The sequence below is a fragment of the Chitinophagales bacterium genome, assembly GCA_040877935.1.
Lineage (GTDB): Bacteria > Bacteroidota > Bacteroidia > Chitinophagales > CAIOSU01 > JBBDNB01.
Map to the genome: position 1 here is coordinate 17,179 of JBBDNB010000022.1, position 10,533 is coordinate 27,711.

The following is a 10,533-nucleotide window of genomic DNA, read 5'->3' on the forward strand; positions in this document are numbered from 1 at the left end:
ATCAAAGCCACCACCTAGCATTTTATATAAGTAATGGTAGGGAAAGTGTTAACTTTCAAAGTTTGCAGCCCGCTCAAAGTGCGTAGCGATTTGACAGGCAACAACAACGTAATCTGCCATTACTCATACAATTTACCGTTAGCGGTTATGAAAATAAAGACAACCCATGCCTAAACAAACAGAGTCTCAAAAAATAGGATCATTAGGACATAGCATAGTTGAAATGCAAGTTCGACAATCATCCTTTTGGATAGCTCGCGGATTAACAGAGGATTTTGGAATTGACATAGAACTGGAATTGGCTCCAGAACAGGTGCAGGGAAAGTTTATCAAAGCTCAAATTAAAACACATAAAACTCTCAGCTCTAAAACAGACTTCTTGACTGAGGCATTACCTAAATCCTTTTTGCGATATGTTTATGAATGTCGAATACCGATTATCTTGATAATGGTATCAGCAGACACTTCAGAAACTTGGTTTGTGTGGTTGCAGAAATGGCTAATTGATACCAAGAATGTTTCTAATATTTACAATGAAAGTGAAACTAAATCCTTTTCCGTTAAAGTTGACAAGAAGAATGATTTTACGGAAGGACTCAAAAGAGAGCTCATTTCAATTGCAAATTGGGAAAATTCGACCCAACTTTATATAGCTGTGCGAGATTTGGCCAATCTTTCACAAAAACTGTACGATGATAAGTTATCGAAAATGTTGTTCGATTATCTTGAAGAGTTACGGGAACATACAGATAACCCAGACTATCTTTATTCATTAATTAGTAGAGTAATAGAACTTGGAACTGCTATTTGGGCAACACCTGAGGGAAATAAAGTTTCTCAACTTCTATTTAAGTTTATCAGAGAACATGGAGATAGTCTGAATGCAGATCACATTGCCAAACTAATCTTGAGAGGAAAAGAATGTTCCCGAACTGGCATTAACGCGTTAGGAGTTTTGTATGATAATTTTCCAAATCACGCAGTTTCATTAAATCTTACTGATAAGTTTAAAGACTTTGATGACCCAAGACTTCATTACTATTGTACGATAAGGGAGCGATACATTGGTTCCTCAATAGGGGCATGGCTTTCAGAAAAGAATGACCTAACCGTTGGAAACTTGAAGGCGGATTTCTCTTCCATAAAAACCAGCATTTTTGACAAGTGGGCAAATCGAGGAGACTCGGTAATCTTTGATTACGTTTATGAATTTCAAGATTCTGAAAATGAAAAAAGCACAAACTGCTAATCGTGTAGACGGCACAGACCGTCAAAAGACCCCCAGTGCCGCCCCCGCCTAAATGAAACATTCAGGCAGGTCTCACATCCAAGATGCTGACATTTATCGTCAGTACCACCCTTTGGGACGTTCAGATTAATAAACTATATTTACCATTCAAGGCGCACACATGGTATATAAAAAATTGGGCGGACAGTGATAAATTGAAAGGGTTTGGCTCGCAACCAACTTTTGGTTTCGGTGGACAGGTATTCGTTCCGAGATGCCCAACTTTTCATATACCAAAACCGTTGGAGGCAAGCGTGATGCGTGAGAAATAATAATTACGACATTAACAATGAATGATATAATTTTCTGTGCCTGTGACCCCTCGATTGGTGATTTATTTTTTCTAGATAATTCTTCCTTTTATAGGACTAGCCATCAATACTTTGGAGTAATTTCTTCTATTGATGGTTTGTGTTTTTATATGTATAACTTAAATAACAGAATATGTTTAAGGTTTTCACTATCAAGTGCTGGTATAACCAAGTTTATAGAAGTATTCAATAATTTTTCAAATGGCTATAAACCCTTTTTATGCATTGAAAATTCATTTCACAAGATTTTTGAAGACTACCTGTTAGGCAACCATGCCGATGAAGCGGTTAAAACTAATGAAATGGATAATAATTCTAATACTCAGTTCCAAAATAAAATCATTACTAAATTAGTAGTTATGCGTGATAATGTCGTTAGACAATACGCCAATACCATACTTGGGAAAGATGTCAACGAGTTTAAACTATCTGAATTTATGGCAATCCTACCAACTAAGTATAGCACTCTTCGTTTTCTTAAGGTTAATGGTGCAGCACATAGTCCTCAAGACTTGATAAGATTTATCAACAACAAGATAAATTTAGACATGCTTTCCGCAAAATGTATGAACAATGAAGCGATTGAATTTTATGTCTTGTTTAAAACGGACAAAACACAAATTTTTGTCAACTCATTTGAATTAGCGATTCCCTATTTTGAAGCTAAGTTGCGTTGCAAAGACTTACCTCAATTTTTAGCGATTAAATTTGCTGTAATATCAACATGCATTCAGTTCAATATCAAGATGTCTTATCTGTTGTTTAAAGTTGATAAAGAAAACCAAACTTGGATACCTTATGAATAGAGTAAAAGATATTCCAAAAGAGTCAATTAAATTATATGTAAATCATGACATCGAGCTATTGTATTCGATTTTATCATTTTCTGTTGCACATGATGAGGATACATTATATTCACCTAAAGATGATGTAAATAGGGCTTTACAACTTCTTCAAGGAATTGAAGATAAATTAAAATCAAAGATATGTAAAGAGTGGAAATATTGCATAAAACGACATGACCCCGACCTTCAAGACACGATTACTCTTATTGGGACTCTAAGCGATGTGATAGCAACTACTGTTATTGGTTTACCTCCCACATTAATATCTATTATTTTATTCAAAAAGGGATTAAATACGTTTTGCAAGTGTGATCCACACAAAAAACCAACGAAGCAAAAGAAATGAGAAAGAATAGCGAAATTAAAATCTATCAAAGTTCTGATGGACATACAGAATTTCTGGTAACTTTTGATGATGATACAGTTTGGCTTAATCAAGAGCAACTTGGACAATTATTTAATCGGGTCAGAACAGTTGTCGGACGGCATATAAAGAATATTTTCAAGGAAGGAGAATTAGATGAAGGTGTGGTATGTGCAAAATCTGCACATACCACTGAACAGAAACAAAAAATAGAACGTAAACATGTACGCAATGTCCTTTGGCACACTGCGCATAGAAACTGTTAATAACCTTCCCCGAATAGATAAATAAACCAAATGCCAATAACCAATAAAAGAGTGCACGGATTTAGCGATGATGTACTGGCCGATTTAGACGCAGTGGCGCTTTCAGCATTGATCAAAAAAGGAGCAATACACCCTCGTGAAGTAGTGGCGGCTTCAATTGAAAGAGCAAAAAAAGTCAATCCTTCCTTAAATGCGGTCGTGACAGATCGTTATGAAAAGGGAATAGCGGATTCCAATGAAACACATTCCGGCTTTTTTGCGGGCATCCCTACCTTCATCAAGGACATGACCTACGTGAAGGGCATGCCTAGCTATTTCGGCTCTGAAGCATTTGCAAATGCGAAGCCGGCAAAAAGAACAGACCCAATTGCCAAACAGATATTTGCACAGGGCTTTGTAAACCTGGGAACCAGTTCCATGCCTGAATTTGGGTTCACCTGTTCCACCGAATTTGAAAATCAGGCAGATACCTGCAATCCCAATGCTGGCGCATGAGGTCTAGCCAATGAGCGAAAGCCCGCCTATCCCAGTTCGGGCAGGCCTGCTTGTGCCTTTCAAAAAACAATTTACCAATTTCCATTTCCAATGACGATAGACTTCCCAAGTCTCAAAGACTTTGGAAGTCTTACTAAAAACAACCCAAACACTTTGTGCTCCTGGTGGCTTTGTGGTTGGAAATATGTGCTTTTTCAAAAAGCCAATCCCAAACCCCACCGGATTCCTCAGAACTATGTCCTTTGAGCCGTTCATTTTAACGAACTATATTTACCCTTCCACTGCTCATACCCCATGTTAGTTTGGTCAGTACCAGGCATACATGAAGCAAAACAACCACCACAAGCTATTGGCACTGCTAAGGGAAGCCTTGCTGCAATTGCAAGTTTATTGAGATTTATTCTGTGCATCTACAACGGCAAGTGCCGTCATATTTACTATTTCATCTACGCTAGCCCCGAGCTGCAGAATGTGGGCGGGTTTGGTAAGTCCCATTATCACAGGTCCAATTGAATCAACTCCATACAGTTCTTTCAATAATTTATAATTGATATTAGCAGAATCCAAATTGGGGAAAATCAAGGTATTGACGTTTTTTCCGACCAATTTGGAAAAAGGAAACTTTTCTTTTAACATCTTGGGATTTAAAGCAAAATCTGCTTGTATTTCTCCATCAATCACAAAATCGGGACAGGTCTCGTGAAGAATATCTATGGCTTCTTTCACTTTTCTGGAAGTGTGATTGTTTGCAGATCCAAAATTTGAATATGAAAGCATCGCAATGGCAGGATCCATGCCAAACATCTTGACTACCATGCCGGTCATCTCAGCGATTAATGCCAGTTCTTTTCCAGTAGGATTAGGTGTAATGGCCGTATCGGATAAAAACATGGGGCCTCTTTTGGTCAGCATCACATTAGTTGAAGAAATCCGGTCTATACCTTTTATTTTTGGTATAATCTCTATAAGGGGTTTCAGTACAGATGCGTATTTACGGGCGTATCCAGAAATAAAGGCATCGGCCTCACCTTCCTTAAGCATCATGGCGGCAAAATAATTTCTTTCACGCATCGCCTTTTCAGCATCAAAGAGGGTAACGCCTTTACGCTGTCTTATTTCCCAGTATTTTTCAGCAAATTTTCTCCTGCGTTTTTTTTCTTTGGCAGATTTGGTATCTATTATTTCAATCTTACAATCAAAGTCTATTTCTTCCATCAGCTCCTCAATGGTTTCCTTATCTCCCAATAATATTGGAGTGGCAATACCTTCCTCATAGACCACTTGTGCCGCTTTTAGCACATCTAAATGGTCGCCTTCGGCAAATATTACTTTTTTGGGATTGTCTTTGGCCCGGTTGTGCAGCATCCGGATTATCTTATTTCCTGTTCCCAACCTGTATTCCAGGTTTTGTTTGTACTTTTCCCAATTGGATATGGGTTTCTTGGCTACGCCACTGTTCATAGCAGCTTTTGCCACTGCCGGTGGAATTTCGGAAATCAACCGGGGATCAAAGGGCTTGGGAATGATGTAATTTTTGCCAAACGAAATATTTACTTTGTTGTAGGTGATATTAACCTGCTCGGGAACAGATTTTTTGGCCAGATCTGCAAGCGCATGTACCGCAGCCATTTTCATTTCCTCATTTATTTCGCTGGCCCTAACATCCAAGGCTCCCCTGAAGATAAAGGGAAACCCCAGTACATTATTTACCTGGTTGGGATAATCCGACCTGCCGGTCGCCATAATGATATCGCTTCTGGTTTTTATTGCCAAATTATAGTCTATTTCAGGCTCGGGATTTGCCATGGCAAATACTATGGGTTTTTTGGCCATACTTTTAAGCATTTTAGGGCTTACAATATTTCCGGTGGATAATCCCACAAAAACATCGGCATCTTTCATTGCATCTTCCAGGCTTTGCAGGTCGGTCCTATCGCTTGCAAATTCAGCTTTTAGATCACTAAGGTTTATTCTGTCTTTTTTGATCACACCTTTGCTGTCGCACATTATAATGTGTTCCTTTTTGGCACCTAAGGACATATACAGCCGGCTGCATGAAATTGCTGCCGCTCCTGCGCCACTTACTACTATTTTTACTTTTTCAATATCCTTTTCGGCAATTTCAAGTGCATTTTTAAGTGCGGCAGTTGAGATTATGGCAGTTCCGTGTTGATCATCATGCATCACGGGAATATCGAGCTCTTCCTTCAATCTCCTTTCAATTTCGAATGCTTCAGGAGCTTTTATGTCCTCTAAATTGATTCCTCCAAATGTAGGAGCTATCCTTTTCACTGTTTCTACAAATGCATCCACATCTTCAGCATCAATTTCAATATCAAATGCATCAATATCAGCAAAAATCTTAAAGAGCAATCCTTTTCCTTCCATTACGGGCTTAGAAGCTTCAGGGCCAATGTTTCCCAATCCTAGAACAGCCGTGCCGTTGGAGATTACTGCAATAAGATTTCCCTTTGATGTATATTTATAGACATCCTCTTTGTTTTTAGCAATTTCTAGGCAAGGCTGTGCTACACCTGGCGAATAAGCCAGGGATAAATCTCTTTGTGAGGAGTATTTTTTTGTTGGGATTACTTCTATTTTGCCCGGTCTGGGTTCACTGTGATATTTTAATGCTTCTTTTTTCTTCCTTTTATTATCCATAAAAATAAAGTCCTGTTTGGATAGTTATAAATTAAATTATTTAAAAACCAAGAAATACAAATTGAAATCTTACTGAAATAATCCTGATTCCAGGCTTGAACATCCAATAATGCTTTGCTTTAATAGACCAACAAATACCCAAATGCTGACACAAAAGCCCGATTATTGAATATCCGAAATTAAGGAAAGTATTTAACTCAAAAAGCAGGATTGTTTTGGGAACTCCCCTTTTTGCAGGAAGGGCATCTGCGATATAATCTGGCTCTTCAAAAATGGCAAGCCACGCCTTTGTTTCAGCAAAGAGCCTGTAATTACCTAAGCCAAAATTTTGTATTTTAGGGTTAAGATAAAAATCAAATGACCAGGGCTTCTTAACAAATATGTATAGCTATTTGACTAAAAAAATTATTTCTGTAAAAATTTTGATGAGCGAAAAATGAATGACAACCTAATAGATTTAAAAACAGAAAACAACTTCGCATTTGGAAAATTGTACCAAAAAAATTTTCACAAAATCTCAAAATTTGTAGTAAACAACAGTGGAAATAAAGCCGATACCGAAGACTTGTTTCAAGATGCGATGATGGTGCTGGTAGAAAAGCTACGCAAAGATAATTTTCAACTCACAGCATCAATAAATACCTATGTATTTGCCATTTGCAAAAATCTTTGGTTCAAAAAACTACGCGACAGAAAATTTGATCTTTCAATAGATGAGATTCAAAGCACTGAATTTTTAAGTACCGTTTCTGATGCCATTGAAAAGGAAAAAACATATACAGATAAGTTAAAAGAATACTTGCTTAATGCAACAGATCATTGCAACAAGCTTATACACGATATATTTTTCAAAAATAAAGCTATAGAACAAATACAAAAAGAATATGGCTACACTACGAGGCATAATGCTCAAAATCAAAAGCATAAATGTGTAGAACAACTTCGAAGAATCAAGGAACAAGAAAAATAATTGAAAAAAAAATTGTTAGTCTGGGTGATTTTTTCTAAATATTGGTATATTAAGCTAGATAGTTAAAATTGATTATCATAACACTAAAACTTTAAAAAAATGAATTCAAGAATCAAAAATTTAGGATTAGCAGTATTATTAACTGTGTTTGTTGCATTTTCGGTAAATGCACAAAAAGCAACCAAATGGGAGATTGACAAGGCCCACACTTCTGTCAACTTCTCTGTCGGCCACTTTTTTTCAACGGTTACAGGAAAGTTTAAGGATTTTGAAGGTGAATTTCATTTCGACCCTGACAATTTAAAAGCCAGCTCTGCAGAATTTACGGTTTTTATCAAAAGTGTCGATACTGATAATGAAAAAAGAGACAATCACCTTCAGTCTAAAGACTTTTTTGATGCCGAAACTTATCCAAAAATGACATTCAAATCGACCAAATTTGAAAAAAAATCCGATAAGGAGTATATCGTTCACGGTGAGCTTACTATTAAGGATGTCACCAAAAAAGTTTCCATTCCCCTAAAAATTACCGGACAAATGGAACACCCAATGATGAAGGGTACGCTAATTTTAGGAGTGGATATCAAAACATCCATAAATAGAACAGACTATGGAGTTGGAACTGGCGATTGGGCAGCTACAATGGTCGTGGGAGATGAAGTAGAAATCCATATTCCTATGGAATTAAACAGGAAGAAATAAGACGATCAGCAGCAGATTAATTTCGAATAAGTAATATTATCAGCCATCATTACAATACTAGTGGTGGCTGTTTTTATTATGGGATTGGGTTAACCATATAAGCCCCAAAGGTTTATGAGACAACAATGAATCCAAAAAGCCCATACATATTATGGAGGCTGGGCACCAAATTTTTCCTGCCCTGCCCGTGCCCAACATTACATTCGGGCGGGAAATGGAGAAAAATGTGGCACCTGGCCGGGTTCAATCCAGAAGTCTATAATATGGATTTTCGGTACGAACGGGTTCGCCAGAATTCTTTCTGGCTAGTGCTCAACTACTATCTTCTTTGAAATTTTCCTGAATGAAGTCTAACTGGGCACTCCAATTATGGGAATCCATTTTTCTTCAATACAATTCACTACATAAATAAAACATTTATTTTATCAACATACAACAAGCAAGTTAATAGTAGAATCAAATTAGAAGAGTCTTATAACCAGCAATATGAAGTGAGACCCCATGTTCGTAATTCTAATTTATTAAAGCACTTAACATATGAAGAACTAAGCAAACTAAAAGAACTAAATTACAATATATATAGAATTGAGATGCTGCTTGCGTTTGTCTCATTCACAAATTTCATAATAGTTTGTATTTATTTGATTGGAAATTATCAGAGGTTTGTCGATTGGTACAGAAGAAAAAAAGGGATAAAACCTAAAGACCCAATTATTTTTAATGCTATGAAAGAAAAGAAATAATATTATTGATTATGCATAATACATACCATATGGGATACGCACAATACACAGAACCGTTAACAAAAACAAAATTCCCCGAATAGTTAAATAAATCAAATGGCAATAAGCGATAAAAGAGTGCACGGATTTACCGATGATGTACTGGCCGATTTAGACGCAGTTGCGCTTTCAGCATTGATCAAAAAAGGAGAAATACACCCGTGTGAAGTAGTGGCGGCTTCTATTGAAAGAGCAAAAAAAGTCAATCCTTCCCTAAATGCGGTCGTGACAGATCGTTATGAAAAGGGATTAGCGGATTCCAATGAAACGCATCCCGGCTTTTTTGCGGGCATACCAACCTTCATCAAAGACATGACCTACGTGAAGGGCATGCCTACCTATTTCGGTTCTGAAGCATTTGCAAATGCGAAGCCGTCAAAAAGAACAGACCCAATTGCCAAACAGATATTTGCACAGGGCTTTGTAAACCTGGGAACCAGTTCCATGCCTGAATTTGGATTCTCCTGTTCCACCGAATTTGAAAATCAGGCAGATACCTGCAATCCCTGGAACATTGGCCATACTGCCGGTGGTTCCTCTGGTGGAGCTGCTGCATTGGTAGCCGCAGGTGTTGTGCCGCTGGCCCATGCCGCTGATGGTGGCGGGTCCACTCGAATTCCCGCAGCGTGTTGTGGTGCTGTCGGGCTCAAACCAACACGGGGGCGATTGTTAAAGACCAGCCTATTCAAAACCCAGCTCGTGGACATTGCCATTGATGGGGTTATTACCCGCTCGGTACGCGATACTGCCTATTTTTACGCGAATGCTGAAAAGTATTACAAAAACCGCAAGCTGCCTCCTATCGGGCTTGTTGAAGGTCCATCAAAACGAAAATATAAAATTGGTTTTTCGGGTGATTCTGTAAACGATATAAAAGCCGATGCTGCCTCTATGGATGCATTGCATAAAACTGCAGCACTCTTAGAGTCATTAGGTCATGAAGTGAAGCCAGTAGATCTTCCAATTACAGAACAATTCTCAACGGATTTTATTGATCTATGGGCTATGAACGCCTTTTACTGCCAAAATTTTGGCAAACTGATGTTTGGGCCATCTTTTATGCCGAGCAAGGTTTCGAAGCTGACAAAAGGCCTATCAAAACACCATTTGAAGAACATTCATAAAACCCCATTCTTCGTTCATCGACTGCGCAGATCCTATCATCAATATAAAAAGATGTTCTCGGAAATGGACATAGACTTTATGTTAACGCCAACAGTAGCCAACGCAGCCCCTGAATTGGGTTATCTGGGTATGGATCTCGAATTTGATGAATTGTTTCCACGCATCGTAAAATGGACGTGCTTCACTCCATATGGAAATGCATCGGGCGGTCCATCCATATCGCTGCCAATGGGATTTGATGAAGCAAAAGGACTACCAATAGGTATGTTATTATGGGCCAATCATGGACAAGAAAACCTTTTATTTGACTTGTCCTATCAGTTAGAAGAAGCGCAACCCTGGAAAAAGATTACGGAAGATTAAACATGGGTTAATGCATTTAGCCCTGAGTAGGAACGCCCGTCCGACAGGCGCAACCGGGCGGGCATTCGCTTACACTGGCTGGGCGGCAAAATGCGCACCAGTTGGGGGGGGGCTTTTATAAAAATCACTTCTTTTATAAGGGCTATTCGAAAATTCAGCTTAAAATTCGAAGTGAAAGTAGTGTCAAATTTCAGGCTGTTTGAGCCAAGCGAGATTGACTAAATTAGATAATTTTTAATGGCGAGTTCCTGAAATTTAGCTACTGAGCAAAGAATTTAGTTGAATTTTAGACAGCCTAGATTTTCCTGCCCGAACTGAAATAGTCAGGCGGGTTTGCTTCGTTTTTTCAGCAATGGAAAAA

At 38.2% G+C, this 10,533-nt stretch carries 10 protein-coding genes; 9 read left to right on the forward strand and 1 reads right to left on the reverse strand.

The window, feature by feature from the left end:
• Positions 1-166 precede the first annotated feature (166 nt).
• The 6 genes from WD048_05570 to WD048_05595 all read left to right on the forward strand — a co-directional run bounded on the left by WD048_05570 (position 167) and on the right by WD048_05595 (position 3,815).
• Positions 167-1,249 (forward strand): DUF4365 domain-containing protein, encoded by a 1,083-nt coding sequence (locus WD048_05570; GenBank protein ID MEX0811666.1) that lies wholly within the window; start codon positions 167-169, stop codon positions 1,247-1,249.
• Between the two features lie 328 nt (positions 1,250-1,577).
• Positions 1,578-2,405, forward strand: coding sequence for a hypothetical protein (locus WD048_05575; protein ID MEX0811667.1), 828 nt, complete (start codon positions 1,578-1,580; stop codon positions 2,403-2,405).
• Positions 2,398-2,790, forward strand: coding sequence for a hypothetical protein (locus WD048_05580; GenBank protein MEX0811668.1), 393 nt, complete (start codon positions 2,398-2,400; stop codon positions 2,788-2,790). The genes WD048_05575 and WD048_05580 overlap by 8 nt, the downstream gene beginning before the upstream one ends.
• Entirely contained in the window at positions 2,787-3,074 is a 288-nt protein-coding gene (locus WD048_05585; protein ID MEX0811669.1) for a hypothetical protein, read from the forward strand. The genes WD048_05580 and WD048_05585 overlap by 4 nt, the downstream gene beginning before the upstream one ends.
• Before the next feature lie 30 nt (positions 3,075-3,104).
• Positions 3,105-3,569 carry an amidase family protein gene (locus WD048_05590; protein ID MEX0811670.1) on the forward strand — a complete coding sequence of 155 codons (465 nt, stop codon included), beginning with the start codon at positions 3,105-3,107 and terminating at the stop codon, positions 3,567-3,569.
• Between the two features lie 90 nt (positions 3,570-3,659).
• A complete protein-coding gene (locus WD048_05595) occupies positions 3,660-3,815 on the forward strand; it encodes a hypothetical protein (protein ID MEX0811671.1) in 156 nt (51 codons plus the stop codon).
• A 141-nt stretch (positions 3,816-3,956) separates the two neighbouring features.
• Here the strand turns inward: WD048_05595 and WD048_05600 are convergent, their stop codons facing one another.
• Positions 3,957-6,230, reverse strand: a complete 2,274-nt coding sequence (locus tag WD048_05600) for an NADP-dependent malic enzyme (protein MEX0811672.1) — start codon at positions 6,228-6,230, stop codon at positions 3,957-3,959.
• Positions 6,231-6,666: 436 nt separating this feature from the next.
• Here WD048_05600 and WD048_05605 point away from each other — a divergent pair, with 436 nt between their 5' ends.
• The 3 genes from WD048_05605 (at position 6,667) to WD048_05615 (ending at position 10,172) form a co-directional block, all read left to right on the forward strand.
• Positions 6,667-7,200 (forward strand): sigma-70 family RNA polymerase sigma factor, encoded by a 534-nt coding sequence (locus tag WD048_05605; GenBank protein MEX0811673.1) that lies wholly within the window; start codon positions 6,667-6,669, stop codon positions 7,198-7,200.
• A 99-nt stretch (positions 7,201-7,299) separates the two neighbouring features.
• Positions 7,300-7,902 (forward strand): YceI family protein, encoded by a 603-nt coding sequence (locus tag WD048_05610; protein ID MEX0811674.1) that lies wholly within the window; start codon positions 7,300-7,302, stop codon positions 7,900-7,902.
• An 839-nt stretch (positions 7,903-8,741) separates the two neighbouring features.
• Entirely contained in the window at positions 8,742-10,172 is a 1,431-nt protein-coding gene (locus tag WD048_05615; GenBank protein ID MEX0811675.1) for an amidase, read from the forward strand.
• The last annotated feature ends 361 nt before the right edge of the window (positions 10,173-10,533 follow it).